Source organism: Solirubrobacter ginsenosidimutans (assembly GCF_027587205.1).
Genome location: NZ_JAPDOD010000012.1, coordinates 1 through 23,791 on the forward strand (window position 1 = coordinate 1; position 23,791 = coordinate 23,791).

A 23,791-nucleotide genomic window follows, 5' to 3' on the forward strand; every position below is an offset into this window, starting at 1 on the left:
GGCTACGACCCGACTCCCGTCGCCGGCGTGCCCGGCCCGTCGGCCGGCGCCGGCACCCACCCGCGCGCCCCGTCGGACGCCTGCAGGCGCGGCTCGTCGGCCAGCGCCGGAAGCCACCCGCGCGCACCGTCGGCCGCGCGCAGGCGCGACTCGTCGGCCGGCGCCGGAAGCCACCCGCCCGGCTCGTCCGTCGCCCACCCGCGTGGCGCGTCCGCCGGTGCCGTGTGCGCCGAGAGAAAGGTTGATCGGGCTGTGCCCGACGAACCTTGCTCTCGCGCCACGCGCGACAGGGCGAAGGTCGCCGCCGCGAACGCCAGCGCCGCGGCCGCGAACGCCGCGGCGGCGCCGGCAGGGGCGCGCGGCACGCCGCCCGCGACCGCGCCCGCCACGAAGGCGCCGTTGTCGATCGCGGTCCAGAGGGCGTTGGAGGCGGCTTGGCGGGTCTTGCTGGGCGCGAGGCTCGGAAGCAGTGCGGCCTGCGCGGGTTTGTGGGCGGTCGCGGCGACCGTGAAGAGCGTTGCGAGCACCAGCAGCAGCGGGAACGGGGCGTCGAACGCCACCAGCCACGCCGCCGCGGCGAGCAGGAGCGCGCGGGCGAGCACGGAGGCCAGGAGGACGTCGCGGCGCGGGAAGCGGTCCGCCGCCAAGCCGGTCAGCGGTGCGGCGAGACCCGCCGGGGCCATGCGCACGAGCGCGGCCAAGCCGACCGCCGCGGCGCCGCCGACCGCGTACGCGTGCACGGCCAGGGAGACCATGAACGCCCACCCGCCGATGCCGGTGGCGAGGTTCGCGAGTTGCAGGCGCCGGAGGTCGCGAGTCGCAAGAGCGTCGCGCGCCAGCCGGATCGCCCCGCTCTGCATGCCAAGGGACACTCCTCATCGAGGCTTGGCGCGCGCTTGGAAATACGTTGGTGCGCGGACCTACGAGAAGGTCACGAGCGGGCCTTGCATGCTCTTCACGCCGGCCGCGCACGCCTTCTGCGCGGCGCCCTTCGGGAGCTTCGGGCAGCCGTAGTCGAGCAGCTTGCCGTCGCTGACGACGCCGAGCGTCTTGCCCAGCCAGCGATAGCACGTGAGGGCCAGCGAGCCGTCGAACTGCTTGCAGCCCTTGAGTACGTCGACCTTCATCGAATCCGGGTACTGGAGCAAGTTTTGAACCTTCGTACCGCGGATGCAGGCGACCTTGTCGGTGTCCGTCTGCAGGGTGTTGCAGAGCGGCAGCTGGTTGCGCGGGTCGGGCGGGCCGATCACGCTCGCGCCGGTGATGCACGCCTGGCGCTGCAAGCCGTCCAGGCCGCCGCAGAGCTGCTCGAAATCCGCTGCGGATTGCACGCGCTTGCCGGTCTCGGTCTCCAGGAACACCCGGTACCAGCACGGCCGCACGAATTGCGCGGGCTGCGCACCGCACAGCGCGCGCGGATCGGTCACGACGTCCTTGGGCTTCGACGTCGCGTCGGTCCCGTTGATCGCGAACCAGTAGTCGTGGTAGACGCCCTGCGAGCAGTCGGGCGCGGCGCCGGAACCGAGCTGCTCGCACATCTGCAGCGCGGGCGCGATGTTGTCGTTGTTCAGGCGCATGAACGCGTGCCCGAAGCCGTGCGTGCACGAGTACCGCTGGTAGCGGGTGCCGGCCTCGGCGCAGAGCTTGAGCGCGACCTTCGGGCCGGCCGCCTCGATCTGCGGCGCGACCGCCGTCACCAGGCCGTGCGCGTAGCCGGCGGAGCAGCCCGGATCGTTGGTCGCGGGCAGGTTGTCCATCAACTTCGCCAGCGTCAGGTGGATCTTCAACGCGTACTCGCGCGCGACCGTGTGCATGATCCCGTGGCAGTTGGCGAGCAGGAAGCCGGTCTTGTCCGCGTAGGCCGCGGCGGTGATCCCCTCGACGGCGGCGAGCGGGTCGGCGGCGTCGTTGACGATCTTCGCCAGCTCGCGGGAGTAGCAGTTTCGACCCTCGTCCTGGATGAGGCCGGCGCAGGTGTTGAGATCGCCCGTGGCCTTCTCGGCCTGCGCGGACGCGGCCGTGCGCTCCGCCGCGCGCGGGTTCGAGTCCGAGCCGCCGCCGGTGGCGAGCAGCACGGTGAGCCCGACCGCGACGAGCAGGACGAGCGTTCCCGCTCCGGCGAGTAGCGCGCGGCGGTTCATGACACGGGCGCCGCGGCCGCCAGCGGCTCGGCCCAGCCGAGCCAGGACGGCACCTGCTCGCTGGTCACGCCCACGCGGGTGTGCAGGTCGCAGAGCAGATCATCTTGTTGAGATGTCTCCACATCGGCCTCCGCGAACGTCACTTCGGTCGAAGTGCCCGCCGGCGCGACCAGGGTGATGGCCGGCGCGGCGCTGCCGACCGTCGCCAGTTCGCGTCCGGCTTCGCGCTGGTAACAGGCCCGCGCATCGTCGCCGTGCCGCGTCGCGCAGACCCCGAAATCCCCGCCTGTGGCCACGCGCGACGGTGCATCGCGGCGCTCGAGCACCGAGTAGAACAGGGCGCCGGCGGCGACCAAGAGGCCGAGCACGAGCACCCGGCGAGGCGATGACGACAGAGACTGAGACAAGTGACCAGATTCAGCGTAGCCGGGGGTCGCGGTCGGCTTTCCTCCCCGAACGTCGGGTGCCTGACCGACCACCCGCCGGCCGTAGCCGGCGGGTGATCGGCGCGGACGGTCGCTCCCTACGGGTTCGTGGTGGAGAGCGTGAACGTCAGCGTCTTGCTGTACGTCCCTGTCCGCAGGGCATCGTTGGCGCCGATGGCCTGTTTGAAGGCCACCGACACCGGGTCGTTGCTGACCGGGCCCGCATAGGTCAGCAGTGAGGTGGGTGCGGCCGAGCCGCCGATCGCGGCCAGCGCTGAGCCGACACCTGCCGGGCTCGTCGCCGCGGCGCGCAGCGGCGACGCGAGCGTGAACGCGCCATTGACGAGCTTGCCAGTGTTGACCGGGTCCGCGTCGGCGACGCTCAAGGCGGCGTTGCCCGCGGTGCTCACCGTGTTGGCGGTCGTAGTGGCGTCGTACTCCTTGGCGATGCCAGGGGCGAACGCGCCGAACGTCGCCGGTGCCCCGAGCGTGAGCGCGAGCGTGCTCGGGACGCTTCCGCCGACCCCGCCCTGTGTGCAGAGCGAGCGATTGACGACCTGCCCGCGCGCGATCTTGACCGTCGTCGTCTCGAGCACCGTCCCGTCGGGCGCGGTGCAGGTGAGCGTGTAGGACTCGTCCACGAACTGGTCCGTGTACTGGCTCGGCCGCAGCGACGGGTTCACGTGCCACTCGAACTTCCCGCTCGCGGGGACGTTCATCGTCAGCTTGAGCGCGTTCGGCAAGGTCCGGACCTCTGCCGGCTGGCCGGTGGTGAAGACCGTCGACGAGGTGTCCAGCGTGTACGTCTTCGTGAGCGTCAGGGTCGCCCCCGCGGGTGCGGTGCCGGAGATCACGGAGTGCAGCGCCGGCTCCTCGGCGGCCTTGAACGCGTCGTAGTAGAGGCCGCGCATCGTCTGGCCCGCGTAGCGCGTGCCGGTGCCGAGGTAGTTGTCGATGACGTTCTGGTACGGCGGGTGGAACGTCTGCGTACCGCTGAAGCCAGGCGTCGCCTCAGGGGTGAAGCCGAACGCGCCGTACGCGTAGTACGCCTGCTGCTCCGCGGTGCTGGAGGCCTCGTAGTAGACGTCGGTCCACGGACCGGCGGGCCAGCCCGGGAGGTTCTTGGAGAGCCGGTCGAGCAGGCCCTGGTACGCGACCTGGTCGGCGAGCACGTCGGGCTCGTTGGAGGAGCTCGGCGCGCGCAGCAGACGCTGATCCGGCGTGTGGTTGTTGATCGCGAGCGTGATGTTGTTGGTGTTGCCCATGTTGATCATGCCCGCGATCTCGGGCTCGGAGCCGGGGGCCTCGCCGCGCGTGTTGGACGCCGTCGAGCTCGTGCTCGAGCCCGGGCCGCCCCAGAACGGGAGGTAGTTGCGGTTGAGGTCGATGCCGCGGTTGATGTTCGCCGCGAGCGTGCAGTCCGCCAGCGTCGGGATCACGCCCGACGTGATGCGGCAGTTCTTGCGCTTCTGCTCGTTCTGCAGGCTGCGGCTGAGGTCGTAGCCGTCGACGTTGACGACCGGGATCGCGATCAGCTTGCCCTTCTCGAGCAGGTTCGTCGCGTCGGCGTCGGTGCCGTCGTTGAGCAGCAGGTCCCAGATGAACTCCATCGTGAACTCGGCCGTCGGCCACTCCCGCGCGTGGTGCGCGCCGGTGAGCTGGAACTCCGGCTTGCCGACGTTCTGCGCCACGTTGTGGCTGACCTCGACCCCGTAGATCGTCTTGCCCAGGAGCGAGGTCTTGTTCAGCGTGAAGAGCTTGACCTTGTCGGGATAGGTCGTCGCCAGCTGCTGGAGCTCGGCGTTGATGCTCGCCAGGTCGCGGTAGGCGACGCGGCCGGTCGGCAGCGTCGACAGCGGCGCGATGCCCTTGTCGACCTTCGCCTGGTGATCGTCCTCGGACTTCAGGCGCGCGTCGTTGGCGCCGTCCATGTCGTCCATCAGGACGTCGTAGGCGAGACCCGTGTCCTTGAGGATCTGCACGTCCTCAGGGCCGTGCAGCATCAGCTCCGTGCGCGTGTCGCCCTCGTAGGTGACGTCGAGCCCGAGCGCCTCGAGCTGGTTGAGCACCGCATGCGCGGTGGAATGCACCTCGACGAGCGTCGTCTTCGCACTGGCGACGCCGGGCGCAAAAAGCGCCGCGGCAACCGCGAGGCCCGTGGCGAGCCTCCATCGGCCGTGTTGCACTGAACCCTTCCCCCCTCTAGTCAAGTCCCCTCCTGACCGCCGAGCCGGCGTACCTGAAGCTAGGGGACCTGAGCCGGAAATGAAATCGCCCGGGCGTGGATGTGTCTCAGCGCACCCGCCCGGCGGATGTTTGCGAGGCGAAAAAAGAGGGCCGCCGCGCTGGTCAGGCGCGACGGCCCTGCAGGTGCTTCGGCCGGCGGGTGTCGAGGAGGAGGGAACTGCCCGGGGGCCAACGCGAGGAGAGGTGGTCAGCCTCTGCCTTGTCATTGCAGTTTCGCCCGGATTTGTGACCGGTTCAATCACTCCTGGGGGTGAATCTGCGTCACCCCGGATGAGATCGGCCGAATCTCGCGGCGAATCGGGACCGTGCAATATGTAGCGATGGACTGGACCTCGCGCTTCGCTGAACGGGCACGCAACCGCGGCGGCGCCGAGCTGGCCGCGATCCTCTCCGGCCCCGGACCCGGCGTGCTGGCGATGACCGGCGGGTTCCCGAACATCGCGACGTTCCAGACCGAGGTGCTCGGCGAGATCGCCGCGCGGGTGATCGCGACGGACCCCGGCGTGGCGCTGCAGTACGGGCCGAGCGCGGGTCTCCCCTCGGTTCGCGCCTACCTGCGCTCGCGGGTGGCTGCCACGCAGGGCGTCGAACCGGCCGAGGACGAGCTGATCGTGACCTCGGGCGGGATGGAGTGCATCGACCTCTTGTGCCGCACGATGCTCGAGCCGGGCGACGGCGTCGCCGTCGAGGCGCCGACCTACCTCGGCGCGATCCTCGGGTTCGCCGCGTACGAGGCCAAGCTGACCGGCATCCCGATGGACGAGGAGGGGATGCTCGTCGACGAGCTGGTCGCGCTGTTCGAGGGCGGCTACCGGCCCAAGTTCGTCTACGTGATCCCGGAGTACCAGAACCCGTCCGGGCGGACGCTGTCGCTCGGGCGCCGTGAAGCGCTCGTCGCCGCGTGTCGCGCGTTCGGCGTGCTGATCTTCGAGGACGTCGCCTACCGCGAGCTCTCCTTCTCGGGCGAGTCGCTCCCGTCGCTGTGGTCCTTGGGCCCCGACATCGTGCTGCAGGCGGGAACGTTCTCGAAGGTGTTCTCCCCCGGCTTCCGGATGGGCTGGGCGCTCGGCCCGGCCGCGCTCGTCGCCCCGCTGGCGGACGCCAAGCAGAACACCGATCAGTGCGCGGGCGCGCTCGGCCAGCGGATGGTCGAGGAGTACGGCCGCGCCGGGCACTTCGACGCCGGCGTTCCCCGCGCGCAGGCGCTCTACGCCTCGCACTGGGCGGCGCTGTCGGCCTCCCTCTCCGCCCACATGCCCGCCGGCGTGACCTGGAGCGAGCCCACCGGCGGGATGTTCACGTGGGTGACGGTTCCGCCGGAGATCGACGTGCGCGAGATGCGCGACGCGGCGTCGGCGGCCGGCGTCGCCTACGTCCCGGGCCGCGCGTTCTATGTGGGCGAGGAGGGCCACAACGAGATGCGGTTGTCGTTCTCGCATCTCTCGGAGCCCGACCTCGAGGAGGCGGGCCGCCGGCTGGCGGGCGTGATCTCGCAGACGCTCGCGGGCGCGCTCACCTGACAAGACGCACCTCGAGCGTGGTGCCGGCGGGACCGACCGGGAGCGGGACGCCCGCGCCCGACATCAAGCCGAGGATGCGGGCGACGTACCCAGGTGACTCGCCGTTGTTCGGCACGCACCCGCACGCCTGCACGGGTCCCGGGCCGGCGTTGTAGGCCGCGAGGGCGAGCGGCACCGAACCGAACTGCCTGAGCAGGTCGCGCATCAGGTGCGCCTGCGCGTCGATCGCCTGCTCGGGGTCGAACGCGTCATCGAGGCCCATCCCCCGCGCGGTCTCGGGCATGAACTGCGCGATCCCCTGCGCGCCGGCCTTGGAGACCGCGAACGGGTTGAAGCTCGACTCGGCATAGATCTGCGCGGCGAGGAGCTTCGCGGAGACGTTCCAGCGCATCGCCGCGGTGCGCAGCATCGGCGCGAAGCGGGCCGGCACGAACCCGGGCACGGCGCCGTGCGATGCGCCGTCCTCGCCGTCGCCGGCCGGCGCGCCGCGGTCAACGGCCGCCGCCGGGCCACTGTCCGCCTCACCGCCGGTCGCCGGGCGGCCCGCCACGGCGCGCGGGCTTGAGCCCGCGTTCAACGCGTATCCGTAGTGCCATTTCTCCCACGAGTAGCGCTGAATGAAATGGAAGCGAGGGGCGTTGGCCGCGAGCCAGGCGTAGGCCGCGGCCGGGCCGAGGTCGAGCTCGGTGGCGTTGCGGTGCAGCGAGGTGCCGGGGCGGGCGACCCACTTCGGGTCCGGATGCCGGGCCCACAGGACGGCCTGCTCGGCGTCGGAGCGATAGCCGCTCGTAATGATCAGCGCGATGCCGTCGGCACGGGCGGCGGCCTCCATGCGGTCGAAGGCCAGCGCGACGTCGGGGCGCATCCGCTCGCCCTGGCGGGTCTCCAGTGGCCCGTCGTACCCGCCGCCGGTGGCGAGGGAGAGGTCCGCGGCGGGGCCGAGTGCGGCTTCGGCGACGACGGCGAAGGTGGCGCTGCGGCGATGGTCCCGGCTGCCGACGCGAACGGTCTCGCGGATGCCGACGCGCACCCGCACAGGAGCGATGGTGGCCTCGTCGGGGAAGCTCACGGCTGGGTCGGAGGCGCCGTTGGCCTTGGCGACGCGTAGGGCCGCGGCACGGCCGAGCGCGAGGTAGCCGGCCTTCTCGAGGTGGTTCGGGTTCGGGCGGCGGCGGATGAACGCGGGCTCGAACAGGCGGCCGTAGTTCTCGTGCATCACGCGCGCGGCGGCGACCGCCGCGAGGTCCGCGGCGCGCTGGGCCGCCGCCTCGCTTCCGACCGCGCGGGCGACGGCTCCGACGACGATCGCGGCGATCAGGATGCCCGCGAGGCCTCCGATGACGAGGATCGTCGCCTGTCCGTGCGGTTGGGTCATTCGGACACCTCTTGCGGGGATGTGAGGAGCTGACGGACCGGCCGGGCGCAGCGGACGCCGGCGCGGGCGAGGGATCGGGCCGGGCCGCGGCCGAGCGGGCGCGTGGTGAGGATCGGGACGTCGGCGAGGCCCGCCGCGGCGAGTTGCGCGAGCGGCCCGTCGGGCTCGGTGCTGACGATCACGAGCAGGTCTTGCTCGTTGAGCGCCTCGTCCACCGCGGCCGAGCGCGCGGAGGTGACGGCCAGCACCGCCGGCGCGCCGACCAGCGTCACCCGCCGGGCGGCGGCGAGGAGCTGCGGATCGTCCGGGTCGAGCTCGACCCACGCGAGCCGTCCGCGAGCATAGGGCGCGAGACCGTGCGCTTCCAGCCGCGCGGCCAACCGCCGCGCCGCCGCGACCGCGCTCCCCAGCTCGACCTCGGCCGGAACGGCACCGACGACGGCCACCGCCGCCGCCTTCGCGCGCGTCTGAAGGCGCAGGGCCAGCGCGAGCGCCGCCGCGACCGGCTCGACCTCTCCGGCCCGTCCGAGCACCGCCGCCGAGGTCACCGTGGCGGTTACCGGCGGCGGTGCGACCCATTCGCCGGCGACCGGCGGCTGCCAGCCGGCGTGCCGATCGGGCTTGGGCCGCGACGGACGCTTGCCGCGACGACGACGGTCGCCGCCCGTGGCCGCGCGTGGATCGGAACGCGGTCCATCGCCGGCCACGTCGTCGCGGCGCGCTGGAGACGGCGGCGCGAACGCCGTCGCACCGCCGGCGCCCGACGAGGACGCTCGGGACACGGCCGCCTGATCGCCCGCCGCCGACGCGGCCGGGAGGGTCGAAGCTCGGTGAGACGGAGCGGCGCTCCGAGGCGCGGCATCCGTCGCGGCCGAGTCCGGGCCATCGCTCCGCGACGACAAAGACGACGCCCCGGGCTCCGGCCAGGCGCCGGAAGACGGTGGTGAGGAGGACGCTGTGGGTCGTTCGCCCGCGCGCGGTGGTGAGGACGGAGCGATTGGGCGGTCGTCGGCGCGCGGCCGAGAAGGCGACGACGATCGGACAGCCGGGCCGGGCGCCCGCGGCGAGGGTGCCGACCAGCCGGTGTCGGCCGACGACGGGGGCGGCGGGGCGATGAACCAGCCGCGGGCTCGGTCGAGGGCGGTCATGGGCCGGCGACCGCTTTCGCTTCGCCCGCGAGCTCGTCGGCGAGGCCGGGGATCGGCAGGGCGAGGCGTGGCCGCACACGGACGTGGACGGTGCGGCCGGAGATCGTGATCGTGGCGCGCTTGCGGGTCGGCTCGTCGAGCGCGTGCTCGGCGGCGTCACGGGGCGACGCATCGCCGCCCTGCAGGAGGGCGAGCGCGCCTGCCTCGGCCGCCTCGCCCGCCTGTTCGCCTGCTCCGTGTGAGGCCACGAAGGTCATCGCGACCAGCGCGATCACCGCGACCAGCGGGAGCAGGCCGAGGAGCTCGATCGACGCCTGGCCTCGTGCGTCGCGGACCGCGGACGCGCTCCGCGCGCGCCCGCAACGCGGACGTCGGCGGCCCCAGACTCGGCCGCGCACGTCGCCGCCCGGCGACTCGGCACGGGCGTGCTCGACGACACGCCGGGAGCGCCGACAGGTGCGCGCTCGCGAAGCGGCGTGGCGAAACGCGCCCCTCATCGATCCTGGGGCCGGAAGTGGGATGTCGCCGAGATGCGGCCGAGCTTCAGCGCGGGCAGGACCGTGGGGACGCGCACGGACACGCGGACGTCGCCGTCGTCGGAGGCATGCACCTGCAGCCCGGGCTCGAGCCCGCGGCGCAGATGGGAGCGGGCGGCCGCCGCCGCGTCAGCGCCGAGCGAATGCGCCCGCGCCGCCGCGCGGGCGGCGACCCGCGCCTCCCACACCGCCTGCCCCGCGACAACGGCCTGTAACGCGACCGCGAGCACGGCGAAGATCGCCGGGAGCAGGACGACGAGCTCGACCGACGCCTGCCCGGGCGTTGCGGCGAATCGCGCCGGCACGACGCGGCGGGTCGGGACTGTGGGGGGCATGGCACAAGCCTTGCCGACGCCACTGAACGGATCTACACCGCTTTGTTACAACTTTGCACCAAAAGTGCGGCGGAACTAATACGTGCGGTAGGAGCGCCACACGCTGTACAGCGCCCACGCCGAGGCGCCGAGCATGAGCAGCCATAGCATCGCGCCGAGCGGGCCCAGGTCCCACAGATGACTCGTCGCGACGACCGCGAAGACGAGCAGCGCGACGGCGCCGTACGCAAGGCCGCGCTGGCGTTCCTCGAGGCCGAAGATCGAGATCCGGTGCTCCATGTAGAGCCGGTAGCCGAGGAAGAAGAAGCCGGCCAGGAACAGCACCGAGAAGATGTTCGAAATCGTCCTCGACGCGGTTCCGCCGCCTGGGATCTTCCAGACGGCGACGGCGAGCGCGAGGATGATCGCGACGTTGCGGACGTGCTTGAAGCGCTCAGAGTCCATGACGGACTCTCAACTCTAGTGCGCGGGTACGTACTCCGGCTCGGGCGCGGCCTCGAGGACCGGCTCCATCACAGCCGGAGGCAGCGCACCGGCAACCGGCTCGGCGACGGGCAGGCCCACACCGACAGGCTCCTCGACCGGCTCGGCGGCAAAGCGGTAACCGATCCCGAAGTGGGTGTGGATGTAGCGCCAGGAGGGCGAGACGCGCTCGAGCTTGGAGCGCAGCTTGCGTACGAAGACGTCGACCGAGCGATCACCGTGGACCATCGCGTAACCCCACACGCGCTGGTAGATCTCCTCGCGCTGCAGGACCTGACCTTCGGCCTCGGCCAGCAACTGGATGAGCTCGTACTCGCGGCGGGTGAGCTCGACCGAGACGCCGGAGACGAAGGCCTGAAACTGGTCGGCGCGGATCTCGACCTCGCCGATGACGACGGGGCCCTTCTCGACGCGCACGTCGGCGCGCTTGCGACGGCGGACGACCGCCTCGATCCGCGCGATCAGCTCTTCGGGATGACACGGCTTGGTGACCCAGTCGTCGGCGCCCAGGCGCAGCCCGCGCACGCGCTGGGCCACGGACGACTGGCCCGTGCAGACGATCACGCCCAACCCCGGCAGCCGTGCACAAAGCTTGTCCAGGTAGGTCCAGCCCTGCGGACCCAGCACCGCCAGATCGACCACGACCGCGTTCAACCGCAGCGCCACCATCGCGTCCAGCGGCACGGGAGAGGCGAGCACGCGGTGCTGCCAACCCATTCCCTCCAGGCGCTTGCCCAGAACCTGCAGGAAACCGGTGTCCGAATCGATCACCGCCAGGCGTACGGTCGCCTGGCCCGCGGCGCCGGTGCGCCGTTCATCAACCACCATCGTCGTCATCTCCCGGCGGAGATTACTCACGACCGAGCAATGGTTCGACCCGCCAAAGGTTCCGGTAACTACATCTTCACAGGCCGGAAACTAGATCGACGGAGAACGCTCAGGAAACGCGGGACGCGTCCGAGAACTCGCGGAACTCTCCGGTGACCACAAATGCGACCTGCTCGCCGATGTCGACGGCGTTGTCGCCGATCCGCTCTATCGCGCGGGCGACGAGCATCATCGACATCGCCCATTCGCGGCGATCCGCGTCCGTGCCGATCTCCACCGCGCGCGAGAAGACGCACCGATTCAGCCGGTTGATCTCCTGGTCCTGGCGGACCAGATCTTCGGCAACCGCAACATCTCTCAACAGAAATGCCTGCTTGGACTGCTCCACCTGCGAGCGGGCGAGCCGGCCCATGCGGAAGATGAACTGGAGCATCTCCTCGTCGGACGGCGGCTCGAAACCGACGACCGGGAGCATCTTGGCGATGTTCACGCACTGGTCTCCCATGCGCTCCACGTGCTTGATCACGTGCAGCAGCGCGGCGACCGTGCGCAGGTCGGAGGCGACAGGCGCCTGCAGGGCCAGCAGCGACAGGATCCCCTGCTGGACCTCGAGATAGCGCCCATCGATGCGGTCGTCGTCGTGGACGACGATCGACGCGAGCTCGATGTCCTGGTGCTCGAGCGCCTCGAGCGTGCGGTCCAACGTCTTGACGACGAGATCGAGCCCGCCGAGCGCCTGCGTCTCGAGATCCCGGATCTCTTCCTGAAAGTGTTGCCGTCCGCCGGCCATACGCCCGCCTGTCTTCTCGTCCACTGGATCAGCCGAACTTACCGCTGACGTAGTCCTCGGTCTCCTGCTTCTCCGGGTTGGAGAAGATCTTCTCCGTGGTGTCGATCTCCACGAGGTGGCCGCCCTTTCCGCCTTCGGTGATGTTGAAAAAGGCCGTGATGTCGCTCGCGCGGCTCGCCTGCTGCATGTTATGCGTGACGATCACGATCGTGTAGTCCTTCTTGAGCTCTGTGACGAGCTCCTCGATCGCGAGCGTCGAGATCGGGTCCAGCGCCGACGCCGGCTCGTCCATCAGCAGCACGTCGGGCTCCACCGCGGTGGCGCGGGCGATGCACAGGCGCTGCTGCTGGCCGCCCGAGAGACCCATGCCGGGCTTGTCGAGGCGATCCTTGACCTCGTTCCAGAGGTTCGCCCCGCGCAGGGAGCGCTCGACGATCTCGTCCATGTCGTTCTTCTTGACCTTCTGGCTGCTCAGCTTCAGCCCGGCCGCGACGTTGTCGTAGATCGACATCGTCGGGAACGGGTTGGGCGCCTGGAAGACCATGCCGACCTGACGTCGCACGTGGACGGGGTCCGAGCCGGGGCCGTAGATGTCCTGGTCCTCGAGCAGCACCTGGCCCTCGACACGCGCGCCTTCGATCAGCTCGTGCATGCGGTTCAGCGACCGCAGGAACGTCGATTTGCCGCAGCCCGACGAACCGATGAGCGCCGTGACCTTGTTCGGCTCGATCGTCACGTTGACGTCGTGGACGGCGTGGAAGGCGCCGTAGAACAGGTTCAGGTTGCTGACGGAAACGGACTTCCCAGACGTGGCGACAGCCATCTCAGTGGTCCTTTCGGGTGGTCGTGTCGCTCATTAGGACTTGATCTCGGTGCCGAAGCGGCGGTAAATCAGACGGGCGGCCACATTGAGCACCATCACGATGAGGATCAGCACGAGCGCCGCCGTCCACGCGCGGTCGATCGACGGCTGCGGCGGGACGCCCGGTGACTTGTAGGAGTTGAAGGCGAACACCGCGAGGTTCGACATGCGCCCGTCGAACGGGTTCGCGTTCATCGAGGCCACGACGCCCGTGGTGATCAGCAGCGGCGCCGTCTCACCGATGATGCGCGCGATCGCCAGCACCACGCCGGTCACGATGCCGGCCAGCGCGGTCGGCAGCACGACCTTCAGGATCGTCCGCGACTTGGAGATCCCGAGTGCGTAGGACGCCTCGCGCAGGCTGTTGGGGACGATCCGCAGCATCTCTTCGGTGGAGCGGACCACGATCGGGATCATCAGCACCGAGAGCGCGATCGAGCCCATGATGCCCATACGGACGCCGGGGCCGAAGAAGATCGAGAACAGCGCGAACGCGAACAGACCGGCGACGATCGACGGGATGCCGGTCATGACGTCGACGAAGAACGTCAGCGAACTGCGCAGCCGGCCCTTGCCGTACTCCTGCAGGTAGATCGCCGCCAGGATGCCGATCGGCACCGAGATGATCGTCGCGCAGCCGGTGATGATCAGCGTGCCCTCGATCGCGTGCAGGGCACCGCCGCCCTCGCCGATGACGCCGCGCATCGAGAGGGTGAAGAAGTCGTAGTCAAACCGCGCGGCACCGCGCTTGATGACGGTGAACAGCAGCGACACCAGCGGCGCGAGGGCCGTCAGGAACGCCGCGGTGACCACGTAGGTCACGGCACGGTCGGTCGCGTGGCGCTTGCCCTCGACCGAGCGCGACCAGACATACAAGGCGATGCCACCGACGACCGCCGTCGCGACGATGAACAACGCGAGGTTGAAGCCGATGACGAGGAGGATCACGCCGACGACGACAGCGGCGCCGACGATCGCGCCCCACGGCCCCCAGGCGGGGAGCTTGCCGGTGCCGGCATGCACGGACGGCCGGGTGGGAGGCCTCGACGTCGTGACCGTAGCGGGGCTGCCCGCAGCCTTCGAGGGAGCCGCAGCGGACGTCGCGGCGGGCGTGGGGTCCCGCTCGGTGGACGCGTCGTCCGGCAAGGTCTTCTCCTGATCGGGAGTGCTCATGTCGAGGACCTCAGATCCGGATCTGGCGGTTGATGACCTTGCGCGCCGCCGTGTTGACGAGCAGCGTCACCGCGAAGAGCACGAGACCGGCCGCGATCAGCGCGTTGACCTTGACGCCGGAGGACTCCGGGAAGTCGAGCGCGATGTGCGCCGCGATGGTCGACGGGTTGCCGGAGCTGATCAGGTTGAAGGTCACGTCGCCCGAGACCGAGAGCACGATCGCGACCGCCATCGTCTCTCCGAGCGCGCGACCGAGGCCGAGCATCGACGCGCTGATCATCGCCGAGCGCCCGAACGGCAGGACGGTCAGCTTGATCGTCTCCCAGCGCGTCGCGCCGAGCGCGAGCGCGCCCTCCTGCAGCCGCCGCGGCGTCTGCACGAAGACGGAGCGGGTGACCGACGTGACGATCGGCAGGATCATCACCGCCAGCACGACACCGGCGACCAGCATCGTGCGGCCCGTCGCCGACGCGGGACCTTTGAAGAACGGCAGCCAGCCGACGTTGTCCGCGAGCCATTCCTGGAGGCCCACGGACGCCGGGCCGAGCACCGCGACGCCCCAGAGTCCGTAGATGACGCTGGGGATCGCCGCGAGCAGGTCGACGATGTAGCTCAGGGGCTGCGCGAGCCGCGGCGGCGCGATGTGGCTGATGAACAGCGCCACCGACACCGCCAGCGGGACCGCGATCACGATCGCGATCGTGGAGGCCACGATCGTTCCGAAGGCGAGGGGCCAGATGTACTTGACCAGCCCCTCGCCGCCGGGGATCTGCGTGCCATCTGCCGTGATCGCCGGCCAGGCCTTCACGATCAGGAAGAGCGCGACACCGGCGAGCGTGGCCAGGATGATCACGCCCGCTCCTGTCGCGAGCCCTGCGAAGAACCGGTCGCCTTTGCGACCCGGATTGAAGTCCGGAAGGGGTTCCGGATCCTGGATGTGGGCGACGGTCACGATGGCATCCCTAGTGGTGGGTCGGCGTTAGCTTCCGGCGATCGCGTCGACGGCCGGCTGCAGCGTCGTGCGAAGCTCGTCGCTGATCGGAGCCGAGCCGGCGTTCTTGGCCGCGGCGTCCTGACCCTCGGCGCTGATCACGTAGCCGAGGTAGCCCTTGACGATCGCGCCCTGTGCCGCGTCGTCGTACTTGGTGCAGGCCATCAGGTACGAGACGAGGACGATCGGGTAGACGCCGCCCGCGGTCGTCGTGCGGTTGAGCGTGTACGTGAAGACGTACTTGCCCGGGTCGTCGGACTCCTTGGACTCGCCGACGATCGCGGACGCCGCCTCGGCGCTCGGAGCGACGAACGCGTCGCCGACCTTGATCTTCGCGATCCCCAGCTCGCCGGCCTGGCTCTCGTCGGCGTAGCCGATCGTGCCCTTGCCGTTCTTGACGGCGTCCACGACGCCGGACGTGCCCTGAGCAGCCTCGCCGCCCTTGATGGGCCAGTCGCCGCTGGCTTCGGTCTTCCAGGCGTCCGGCGCGGTCTGCGCCATGTAGTCGGTGAAATTCTGTGTGGTGCCCGAGTTGTCGGAGCGGTTGACCGGCGTGATGCGCGTCGAGGGCAGCGTCGCGTCCGGGTTGTCGGCCTTGATCGCCGGGTCGTCCCAGGTCTTGATCTTCTGGGCGAAGATCCCGGCCAGCGTCGCCGGGGAGAGCTGGAGGTCCTTCACGCCGTCGAGGTTGTAGATGACCGCGATCGGCGAGATGTAGACCGGCAGCTCGATCAGGTTGTCCGGGCCGCCGCAGCGCTTCTGGGCGCCCGCCAGCTCGTCGTCGGCCAGGCCGGCGTCGGTGCCGCCGTAGGCGACGCCGCCGGAGACGAACTGCTCGCGTCCGCCACCCGAGCCCACCGGGTCGTAGGCGATCGTGACGTTCGGGTTGTTGGCCTGGAAGCCCGCGATCCACGCCTGCTGCGCGGCATCCTGTGCCGAAGAGCCGGCACCCGAGAGGTTGCCCGACAGATCGGCGGCGGCCGGCGTACCGCCCGCGGCCGGCGTGCTGGTGCTGCTCGCAGCACCGCCGGTGTCATCGCCGCAAGCGGCGACGCCGAAAGCCAAGACAGCTGCGGTAGCCGCGAGCCCCGGCATGAAGCGATACTTTCTCATCGAACCTTCCTTCTTGTTCATGACCGGCGGCGACCCTCGCAGGCTGCCGACACAACTTTGTTATCGAGCTGTTCTCGACCTGTGAAAAGGCTGTGAAGGTTCCGACTGGAATCGGTAGCCGAACCCGAAGTGGGTATGGATGAAGGCCCACTCGGGGAGGGCGACCGCCAGCTTGGACCGGAGCTTGTGGACGTAGACGTCCACGGATCGGTCATTGCCGCGCAGAGGTGCGCCCCAGACCGTCTCGTACAACTCGGTGCGTGGCACGATCTTGCCCTCGCGTCGCGCGAGGGCCGCCAGTAGGTCGAGTTCGCGCACCGAGAGCGACAGCGTGCGGCCCCGGGCGCGCGCGAGGTGCTCGGAGGGTCGAATCTCGAGCTCTCCCGCGGTGAGGATCTCCACGTGGTCAGTCGTGTGCATCGCGGCGTACCTTCGAAGGCCCGCAACGGCACCCGGTTACGCGCTCGTGAACTCGGCGTAAACAAGTTGTGAACTCACAGCTCAGCCACTTTGCGGGCTCATGGCTCGTATTGGCTCGCGCCCATGAGAACACCACGAGTCCTGGGTGCAACCGCACTCATCCTCCTGGCCGCGGCGCCGACGGCGTCGGCGGCGTTCGACCTCGAGGCCCACCGCGGCGGGCGCGGCCTCCGGCCGGAGAACACCCTCGCGTCCTTCGGCAACGCGCTGCGGCTCGGCGTCACGACGCTCGAGCTGGACACGGGCGTGACCAAGGACGGCGTCGTCGTCGTGTCCCACGAGCGCCGGTTCTCGACGCTCGAGTGCTCAGGGCCGCACATCGGCAAGCTGATCAAGGACCTGACGCTCAAGCAGGTCAAGCAGATGGACTGCGGCACGCGCCACCCCGACGTGCCGTCGACGGATCCCTTCGTGGGCACGCAGGAGTCGGTCCCCGGCACGAAGATGCCGACGCTGGCCGAGGTCTTCCAGCTCGCCAACCGCTACGAGGCCAACGGCGTCCAGTTCAACATCGAGACCAAGCTCGACCCGACGCTGCCCAAGGAGACCGTCGCGCCCGCGACGTTCGCGCGCAAGGTGATCGACGTCATCAAGCGCTACAAGATGACCAAGCGCTCGCTGCTGCAGTCCTTCGACTGGCGCACGCTGGTCGCGGCGCGCAAGCTCTCACCGTCGCTGCGCCGCGTCGCGCTCGCGCAGAAGGCGACGATCTTCAAGGGCACGCCGTGGACGGCCGGGATCGCGATCGGCGCCAAGCCGTTCGACGACGGTTCGCTCGCGCTGGCCGTCAAGGACGACCTCAAGGCGAACGTCCTCTCCCCCAACTTCCCGGATCTGACCGACAAGCTGATCAAGTCGGCGCACAACCGCGGGCTCACAGTGATCCCGTGGACGGTCAACGAGAAGGCCGACATGACGTCGCTCATCAACCGCGGCGTGGACGGGATCATCAGCGACTATCCGGATCGCCTGCGTGACGTCATGGACGCCAAGAACCTCGCGCTGCCCGATCCGATCGCGTCGCCGTTCGACGTCGAGGCGCACCGCGGCGGCCGCCGCTACCGGCCGGAGAACACGCTGCCGGCGTTCTCCTACGGGCTCTCGCGCAACGTGGACACGCTGGAGCTGGACACCGGCGTGACGGCCGACGGCGTGCTCGTCGTCGCCCACGACCGCTCGATCAACCCGAATCACTGCACGGGCGACGCCAACATCCTCGGCAAGCCGATCCACGAGCTCACGCTGGCGCAGATCAAGACGCTCGACTGCGGCTCCAAGGGCGACTTCGCCGGCCAGCCCGGCTGGGTCGCCTCGCCCGGCGCCAAGATGCCGACGCTGCAGGAGGTCTTCGACCTCGTCGCCGCCAGCGGTGACGACGACGTCCGCTTCAACATCGAGACCAAGATCTCCCCCACCGTCGACGACACCGCGCCCTACGACGTCTTCACGGCCAAGCTGGTCAAGGCGATCCAGGACAACAACCTCCAGGACCGCGCGATGATCCAGTCCTTCGACTGGCGCACGATCCGCCTCGCCAAGCAGCTCGACCCGCGCATCGACACCGTCGCGCTGGTCTGGCAGTACGCGGGCGCCGACTGCGACGACATCGCCGACGAGTGCTCGCTGGAGGCCGTCGTCGGCGACCCGTCCGTGACGTCGCCGTGGACCGGCGGGCTGGACTGGTGGAAGTACAAGGACCTGGGTCGCCTCGTCCGCGCCGCCCAGGCCGACGTCGTCTCCTCCAACTGGCAGGTCCACGACCCGACGCAGGGCAAGGTCAACTCGGCCGACTCCTACCTGGTCGAGGACCCGGCGATCTACCACGGCCCGCCGGTGCCCACGCTGCAGGCCCGCGGCGTGAAGGTCGTGCCCTACACGGTCAACGACCAGCCGACGATCCAGCGGGTGATCGACCTGGGCGTCGACGGGATCATCTCCGACGACCCCGACACGCTCCTGCTCGTCGCCAAGCGCAACGGCCTGCGCTAGCTCGTGGCCTGGCCACCGGAGCGGGCTCTAGCCCTCTTCGGTGGCCGCCTGGCCCTGGACCTTCATGAACCCGCAGCGGAAGGTCTCGGTCGCGGTGACCGGCTTGGAGCCGGCGAAGCCGCCCTTGTCGTGGTTGTCGTAGACGGTCACGTACTGCAGCGACTGCGGCGCCGGGTTGGCGGGCAGCGGCACCGGGTCCGGCTCACCCGCCTTGGGGTCGCCACGCGAGCCCTCGGTGACGCCTTCCGAACCCGCGGCCGATGAGCCCGCCTGCGTCGTGATCAGCGTCGAGGACATCTCACGACGGTCCTTCAACCCGTCCGTCGGGTCGACGTCGGGCGAGGAGTTCACGACGACGTCGTCGATCGTCGAGGCGAGCTTGACGCGATCGGCGGCGCCGAGCAGCTGGTCGGCGCTGGGCAGGAACCCACCCGCTTCGACGCACGCCTTGGACGCGTAGAAGAAGTCGTTCTTGCCGATGTCCTCGTTGGGCAGCGGGTAGGGCGCGGCCTGCAGGCACCAGCTGCCGAGGTCGACGGTCTGCGGGTCGCACGTGGCGGTCAGGTCGGCGGCGGTCTTCCCGCCGAGCTTGTCGGCGTTCTTGGCGCTCGCCACCTTCGGGATCGCCTTGGCCGGGAAGCGGCCTTTGCCGTCGAGCTTGAGGACGGCGTGGGGCTTGGGCTTGGTGACGAACTTGACCGCGGCCTGGCGGGCGGCATCGGCCACTCCGGTCACGGACAACACGAGGGCGAACAGGGCGACGACGAGCGCCGCGCTGCCGGCATGCCTTCTCATGGGCGGCGGCTCCTATCACGGGGTCTATACGGGTCTCGGGCGGGGATGTGGACGGCGGCCGCGGCGACGCCCCGCTCGCGCCGGCGGATGCCGAGGCGCAGGGTCGCGCCCGCGAACGCGGCGAGCAGGATCACGCCGTAGAGGAAGACGCTCGTCGGCATGTGCTCTTCGAAGCGGTAGGCCGACGCGGCCGAGGACGACTCCGGCGCCGCTTCCTCCTCGCGCTTCTCCTCGAAGACGCGGATGACGGCGCCGCCCGGCGGGATCGGGCGGGCGAACGCGCCGGCGGGCGGCGGGGGCGTCGTCGGCACGCCGGCGCGGCCGGGACTGCGCGGCGCCGGCACGGGATCGTCGGGCGGGACCGGCACGGCCGTCGGAATCGGCACCGGCGGCGGGATCGGCGGCTTCGCGGCCGGCGTGTGCGGCGGGGCCGGCGGGGTGATGCCGGGCGGCGGAGGCGGGACGATCGGCGCGACGGCGGGGCTCGTCTGCGGGAACTGGCTGGGCGGCGGCGGGGTCGTAGACGCCGGGGTCTTGGCGGGCGTGAAGCGCTTCGGATCGAGGGGGCGCGTGCCGCACGGGCGCTGGACGGAGCCCGCCTGCACGGTGACGACCGTCGAGTACGCGAGCCCGCCGGCCTTGACCGTGATCGTCGTCTTGCCCGCGTTGAACGGGCAGAACAGGCCGGAGTGGCCGTCGGTGACGACCTTGTCGTCGGGACCGATCAACGGCTTGCGGAGGTTCGTCGACGCCGGGTCCTGCGCCACGAAGTCACCGATGTCCGGGTCCGACGAGACGAACTCGTACTCGGGCGTGACCCGCGTCGCACACGCCGGGCCCGTGCACGGCTGCGCCGGCAGCTGCGTGTACGGATCGGAGCCGGGAGGCTCGGGGTCGCCGCCGCCGGCCGAGGCACCCCAGCGGTCGCCGCCGACCGGCCGGCGGCCCAGGCCCTGGAAGAGCGATGGCCGCGACCGCCGCAGCAGCGTGCCGTCGACGGCCTGCAGCGTGAGCCCCGACACGACCGGGAGCAGCCGCACCACGACCGGTGCGCGGTTGGTCGCGGGATCGCGCTTGCTCACATCGATCTCGGCCAGGAACAGCCCCGAATCGCCGAACACCGCGTCGGGGCCCGTCAGCGTGTTCGCCAAGGGCGAGCGATAGCCGAGCGTGCCGGTCCCGAACGCCGGGATCGTCGTGCTCGCACCGCTGGGGATCGGGTAGATGCGGTTCTCCTCGGGACGCTCGAAGAAGTACGCCGAGGCGCCGCCGTCGACCAGCGCCTGCGCGACCTCGTCGCCGTCGGTGGCGACGTTGAGGCTCGGCTGGAAGCGCGAGTTGAGGTCGCGGCTGCCGACGACGATCGCCGGAACGCCCTTCGCGCGCGCGTCCGCCAGCGTGGCTCTCAACCACGGCAGCTGCGGCTCAGGCGGGTTCTGATGCGGGTCCGACGCCTCCAGCGAGCCGCGCGAGTTGTCGATCACGATCACCCGCACCGTCCCGCCGGAGCCGGCGGAGTCGAACGAGTAGTGCGTGCGGGCTCCGGCCACGGCCGGCACCGCGCTCGCCAGCGGCGACACGCCGCCGGGTGGCGTGCCGCCCCCGAACGGCGCCGGCGCCCCCGCGAACGCGCCGCTGAACACCGTGGAGGTGCCGCCGGCGGTGTCGGCCGCCGACGGTGCGGCGTACGCGGGGGCGCCCGCCTGCAGCAGCTCGGCGTAGCGCGCGCCCTCACGGGCGGTGAGGGTCTGGTCCTCGGCGAGCCGGCCGCCGGTGTAGAGCAGCATCCGCGGCCCGCCCGGCTGGGCGGAGAGGCGGCCGACGAGGTCCTTCGCGGCCTTGAGCGTCTGGTCCGGCCCGATCGCCTCGTCACGGAGGTCCGCGCAGGGCGACTCGCAGGACGCGTGGCCGCCGATCGCGAACCGCGCGACGTCTCCGGTCAGATCCGTGCCGGTGTTGACGAGCGCGGGCGGCTGCGCCGGCTGGTCGCCGGTGGCGTAGCGCAGGATCGCCGCAGTCTGGACTCGCGCCCGGTCCGCCCGACCCTGGCTCGAGCGGTTGCCGTTGCCGCGGCCGGCGGCGTCCGCGTCCCCGCTCCACCCGCCGAGTGCCCAGCCCTGGCCGTCCCGATCGACCAGCAGCGCGCTGATGGGATCGGACTTCACCGGGCGGTCCGAGGTCGAGCCGGCATAGGCGGTGCGCTGCTCGTCGCGCCAACCGTCGTCGGTCTCGCGCAGCAGGTACCCGTCCCCGGGCAGCGGGAACGGCGGGATCAGCGGCGGCGGCGAGTCCGGGAGCGTCTCGGGGAGCACGTCGGGCACCGGGTACGGAAGCTGCGGCTGCACGGCGGCGAGCGCGCGGACGTTGTCGCCGGAGCGGTAGGCCGCAAGCGCGACGGGCGTCACATCCAGCAGCGGCTGGGTCGAGAAGCGCCACGGGGTGGCGGGGCCGTCGCGCTCGATCACGAAGCCGTCGCCGGCCGCGACCGCGCCGCCGTCCGGGAGGCCCGCGACGGTCACGAACCGGGGATCGGACCCCGGAAGGGTCGCGAACAGCCGCCTGACGTCCTCGTCGGCGTGCCACGCCGTTCCGGGGCCGTCGTTGACCAGCAGATCCTTGCCGGCGGCGACGATCGCCTGCGCGCCGGCGAACGCGACGCCGGTGAAGTTGACGTCGGCGAACCCGTCGGGGAGCGGCTCCTGCGTCCACGTCTTGTCGTAGCGCAGCAGGACGCCCTCCTTGCCGACCGCGTACCCGCGCAGCGGGTCGTTGACCGCGAAGGCGACGCCCATGAGGTTCCCCTCGAACCCGACGGGGGCCGCCGGATCGCGTTCCCACAGCCCGGTCTCGGCGCGCCACATCCACATCGCGCCGAGGTCGCCGACGGCGTGCGCGCGCCCCGGCTCGGGCCAGGCGACGCCGCGCAGCAGCGGCTTGGAGACCGCGCCGCTGCCGGAGAGCAGGAACTCGCGCGTCCAGCCGGAGCCCGGCTCGTAGCGCAGGACGCCACCTTCTTGGCCGACCGCCAGGGCGCTCGAGTCGAGCGACCCGACCGGCTGTCCCGGAGCGGTCACGGCCGCCGTCAGCGGTGCGCGCGCGGCCGCGGGCCAGGGTTGCAGGTGATTCGGGCGCGGCTGGTCGGTGATCTGCACCGGGCCCTCCAGCCAACCCTCGGTGGGTGAGCTGAACGCGGCGCTCGGCCGGTACGACCCGCCCCCGCCCGGCGTCCGCACGAAATCGTCGCCGTGGCGGGAGAGGTAGGCGCCGTGGTTGTCCTCGTCGGTGCCGCCCGGAGGGAGCGCGTTGGAGATGATCCGGCCGCCGCCGGCGAACGCGATCGACCGGTACCCCAGGCCGCGCGAGAAGCGGGCGCCGAACCCGTGATCGCAGCCGTCGTCGCACCACGAGGTGACGGCGCCGCTGGTGGCGCGGAAGAACGTCGCGTCGGTCGCGCCGTCCTGCGCCGCGTCGATCCAGACGCCGTCGGGCGTGATCGTGAGCGACTGCGCGCCGGAGGGGAGCGGGGTGACCGGCACGCCGAGCGTGAGCGGGCGCGCGACCCAGTGCGTCCCGCTGCGCTGGAACAGCCCGAACATGCCGTCGCCGTCGGCGCCCAGCAGCCACGCGTCCGTGCCGGAGGCGTCGAGCGCGAGGATCCGGAACGCGTCGAGTTGCGGGCCGGAGAGGTCGATCGGCTCCCGCGTCCAGCTGTGGTCGCCGTCGTCGTAGTGCAGGACCGCGTCCTCGGACCGGCGCCCGAGCAGGCCGAACAGGGCCTGCAGCTGGCCGCCGCTCTCGTACGCCGCGTCCGCGATCCGGCCGTCGCCGTCGCTCTCGGCGATCGTCTCGGCGCGGTTCGGCGCGGGTGTGGGAGATGGTGTCGCCGTTGGGGTGGCGGTCGCGGTCGGCGTCGGCGTCGGCGTCGGCGTCGGCGTCGGCGTCGGCGTCGCGCTCGCAGTCGCAGTCGGCGTCGCAGTCGGCGTCGGCGTCGGTGTCGGTGTCGCGGTCGGCGTCGGCGTGACGCTCGGCGTCGCGGTCGCCGTCGGAGTGGGAGTCGGCGTGGGCGTCGGATCGGCCGGCGCGAGCAGCGCGCCCGGCACCGGCGGCGCCTCGTGGAAGCGCCCGCCCGGCTTGCGCGCGAGCACGCTCACGCCGTGCGCGCCGTGCCCGACCAGCAGCCCGCCCGCGTTCGGCGTGATCCGCACGGAGGTCCGGTTCGGTGACGGCCCGCGGATCGTGTGGCCGTCGGCGTCGGCCGGCGTCTCGACGACCCGCCACGCGCCCCCGCGCGAGTATCTGAGAAACGCGAGTTGCCGAGTGGTTCCCGACGCCGGCGCGAGGTCCACGCCGGCGGGCGGCGCAGCCTCGTTGGGCAGCTGGACGTACGCCCACGCATCCGTCCCCGCAGCACCCATCAGCACCGCGTCGGTGCCGGCGGTGCCGAGCATCGGCTGCGCCGTCAGCGAGCCGTCGCCGGCCGCTCCCGCACCCGCGGAGAGCACTGCCCAGGCCGCCGCGGCGGCCAGCAGCGGCAACAGGACCAACCACGCGCGCCGCATC

At 71.2% G+C, this 23,791-nt stretch carries 20 protein-coding genes; 2 read left to right on the forward strand and 18 right to left on the reverse strand.

What is annotated here, in order from left to right; translation table 11 throughout:
• Window positions 1–2: 2 nt before the first annotated feature.
• From OM076_RS13955 to OM076_RS13970, 4 genes are all read right to left on the reverse strand, one after another.
• Window positions 3–860 (reverse strand): MFS transporter, encoded by an 858-nt coding sequence (locus OM076_RS13955; protein WP_270040598.1) that lies wholly within the window; start codon window positions 858–860, stop codon window positions 3–5.
• A gap of 60 nt (window positions 861–920) precedes the next feature.
• Complete coding sequence (locus OM076_RS13960; protein ID WP_270040599.1) at window positions 921–2,141, reverse strand: hypothetical protein; 1,221 nt, start codon at window positions 2,139–2,141, stop codon at window positions 921–923.
• Complete coding sequence (locus tag OM076_RS13965; protein WP_270040600.1) at window positions 2,138–2,515, reverse strand: hypothetical protein; 378 nt, start codon at window positions 2,513–2,515, stop codon at window positions 2,138–2,140. Before OM076_RS13965 ends, OM076_RS13960 begins: the two co-directional genes overlap by 4 nt.
• Before the next feature lie 149 nt (window positions 2,516–2,664).
• The gene (locus OM076_RS13970) at window positions 2,665–4,656 is read right to left on the reverse strand and encodes a M14 family zinc carboxypeptidase (protein WP_270040601.1); all 1,992 of its coding nucleotides are present in this window, start codon (window positions 4,654–4,656) and stop codon (window positions 2,665–2,667) included.
• A 477-nt stretch (window positions 4,657–5,133) separates the two neighbouring features.
• Between OM076_RS13970 and OM076_RS13975 the strand changes: the two genes are divergently transcribed.
• Window positions 5,134–6,333, forward strand: a complete 1,200-nt coding sequence (locus OM076_RS13975; RefSeq protein WP_270040602.1) for an aminotransferase-like domain-containing protein — start codon at window positions 5,134–5,136, stop codon at window positions 6,331–6,333.
• Here OM076_RS13975 and OM076_RS13980 read toward each other — a convergent pair.
• From OM076_RS13980 to OM076_RS14035, 12 genes are all read right to left on the reverse strand, one after another.
• Window positions 6,326–7,708: a transglycosylase SLT domain-containing protein gene (locus OM076_RS13980; protein ID WP_270040603.1), complete on the reverse strand. Its 1,383-nt coding sequence runs from the start codon at window positions 7,706–7,708 to the stop codon at window positions 6,326–6,328. The genes OM076_RS13975 and OM076_RS13980 overlap by 8 nt on opposite strands.
• A complete protein-coding gene (locus tag OM076_RS13985; protein ID WP_270040604.1) occupies window positions 7,705–8,490 on the reverse strand; it encodes a hypothetical protein in 786 nt (261 codons plus the stop codon). The genes OM076_RS13980 and OM076_RS13985 overlap by 4 nt, the downstream gene beginning before the upstream one ends.
• A gap of 362 nt (window positions 8,491–8,852) precedes the next feature.
• Window positions 8,853–9,254 carry a hypothetical protein gene (locus OM076_RS13990; RefSeq protein WP_270040605.1) on the reverse strand — a complete coding sequence of 134 codons (402 nt, stop codon included), beginning with the start codon at window positions 9,252–9,254 and terminating at the stop codon, window positions 8,853–8,855.
• A gap of 95 nt (window positions 9,255–9,349) precedes the next feature.
• On the reverse strand, window positions 9,350–9,727 hold the full coding sequence (locus tag OM076_RS13995) for a hypothetical protein (RefSeq protein ID WP_270040606.1): 378 nt from the start codon (window positions 9,725–9,727) through the stop codon (window positions 9,350–9,352).
• Between the two features lie 75 nt (window positions 9,728–9,802).
• Window positions 9,803–10,171 (reverse strand): hypothetical protein, encoded by a 369-nt coding sequence (locus tag OM076_RS14000; protein ID WP_270040607.1) that lies wholly within the window; start codon window positions 10,169–10,171, stop codon window positions 9,803–9,805.
• A 15-nt stretch (window positions 10,172–10,186) separates the two neighbouring features.
• Window positions 10,187–11,068, reverse strand: coding sequence for a response regulator transcription factor (locus OM076_RS14005; protein ID WP_270040608.1), 882 nt, complete (start codon window positions 11,066–11,068; stop codon window positions 10,187–10,189).
• A 79-nt stretch (window positions 11,069–11,147) separates the two neighbouring features.
• Entirely contained in the window at window positions 11,148–11,852 is a 705-nt protein-coding gene (gene phoU, locus OM076_RS14010) for a phosphate signaling complex protein PhoU (protein ID WP_270040609.1), read from the reverse strand.
• Window positions 11,853–11,856: 4 nt separating this feature from the next.
• The gene (pstB, locus tag OM076_RS14015) at window positions 11,857–12,651 is read right to left on the reverse strand and encodes a phosphate ABC transporter ATP-binding protein PstB (protein WP_270040610.1); all 795 of its coding nucleotides are present in this window, start codon (window positions 12,649–12,651) and stop codon (window positions 11,857–11,859) included.
• A gap of 33 nt (window positions 12,652–12,684) precedes the next feature.
• Window positions 12,685–13,863: a phosphate ABC transporter permease PstA gene (gene pstA / locus OM076_RS14020; RefSeq protein ID WP_270040611.1), complete on the reverse strand. Its 1,179-nt coding sequence runs from the start codon at window positions 13,861–13,863 to the stop codon at window positions 12,685–12,687.
• 10 nt (window positions 13,864–13,873) lie between these two features.
• Window positions 13,874–14,815, reverse strand: a complete 942-nt coding sequence (gene pstC, locus OM076_RS14025) for a phosphate ABC transporter permease subunit PstC (RefSeq protein WP_270040612.1) — start codon at window positions 14,813–14,815, stop codon at window positions 13,874–13,876.
• 27 nt (window positions 14,816–14,842) lie between these two features.
• Window positions 14,843–15,967, reverse strand: a complete 1,125-nt coding sequence (gene pstS, locus OM076_RS14030) for a phosphate ABC transporter substrate-binding protein PstS (protein ID WP_372518038.1) — start codon at window positions 15,965–15,967, stop codon at window positions 14,843–14,845.
• 60 nt (window positions 15,968–16,027) lie between these two features.
• Window positions 16,028–16,369, reverse strand: a complete 342-nt coding sequence (locus OM076_RS14035; RefSeq protein ID WP_270040614.1) for a winged helix-turn-helix domain-containing protein — start codon at window positions 16,367–16,369, stop codon at window positions 16,028–16,030.
• 141 nt (window positions 16,370–16,510) lie between these two features.
• On the opposite strand from OM076_RS14035, the gene OM076_RS14040 reads away from it, so the two are divergent.
• On the forward strand, window positions 16,511–18,436 hold the full coding sequence (locus tag OM076_RS14040; protein ID WP_270040615.1) for a glycerophosphodiester phosphodiesterase family protein: 1,926 nt from the start codon (window positions 16,511–16,513) through the stop codon (window positions 18,434–18,436).
• Between the two features lie 27 nt (window positions 18,437–18,463).
• Here OM076_RS14040 and OM076_RS14045 read toward each other — a convergent pair whose 3' ends face one another.
• Together OM076_RS14045 and OM076_RS14050 are read right to left on the reverse strand one after the other, a co-directional pair.
• A complete protein-coding gene (locus tag OM076_RS14045; protein WP_270040616.1) occupies window positions 18,464–19,231 on the reverse strand; it encodes a hypothetical protein in 768 nt (255 codons plus the stop codon).
• Window positions 19,228–23,790 (reverse strand): beta propeller repeat protein, encoded by a 4,563-nt coding sequence (locus OM076_RS14050; RefSeq protein ID WP_270040617.1) that lies wholly within the window; start codon window positions 23,788–23,790, stop codon window positions 19,228–19,230. The genes OM076_RS14045 and OM076_RS14050 overlap by 4 nt, the downstream gene beginning before the upstream one ends.
• Window position 23,791: the final 1 nt, after the last annotated feature.